This window comes from Acidovorax sp. SUPP3334, assembly GCF_030159055.1.
Lineage (GTDB): Bacteria > Pseudomonadota > Gammaproteobacteria > Burkholderiales > Burkholderiaceae_C > Paracidovorax.
In genome coordinates, this window is the sequence record NZ_BQXQ01000129.1 from 1 (window position 1) to 574 (window position 574).

Genomic DNA, 574 nt, shown 5'->3' on the forward strand with positions numbered 1-574 from the left:
GCCTACCTGCGCATGGCCAAGCTCAAGGATCTGCCGACCAACCCCTTTGCTCCTGCTGCCCCGATTGGGCTCGGCGTTACGCCGCATGTTCTCTGAGGTCCAGTTCCACTCGAAACGGCATAGAGCCACTTCGGGACGCGCTACCAATTTAGTTTTTGAATCTAACTTTCGTTGACTCGCTTATTGCCGCAAGCCATCAGGCCGCTACCGAGTTGCTAGCGCAAGCGGCAAGCGAGGCCAGCGCAGCAGCCCAAAAGCGGCGGCAGGTAGAGCATGAATGGGAGCGCCTGAAACTGGACGGGGAGGCAGTCGAGGCAGAGCGCGAAACCATCCAGAAACAATATGGCGAAGTGGCGGCAGAATGGACCTGCGCACGCGCTGCCGAGGCTTTGTTGCACAAACTCCATTCAGGCCAGATTGCCCGGCGTCAACTATTCTGAGCGTCCAGCGTCAATTATCTTGAGCGGCGCGGTCGAGCATGTTCATTGAGTAGTTGTCGTCGCGCTGCGTTGCCGGCGAGCCGGCAACGCAGCGCGACGGCGGTAGCTGTCCACATTCATCTCCAGGATCGTTG

At 59.1% G+C, this 574-nt stretch carries 1 protein-coding gene; it reads left to right on the forward strand.

Translation table 11 applies throughout. The features are described 5' to 3' along the window. The first annotated feature begins 155 nt into the window (after window positions 1-155). Entirely contained in the window at window positions 156-440 is a 285-nt protein-coding gene (locus tag AVHM3334_RS23790) for a hypothetical protein (protein WP_284415891.1), read from the forward strand. The last annotated feature ends 134 nt before the right edge of the window (window positions 441-574 follow it).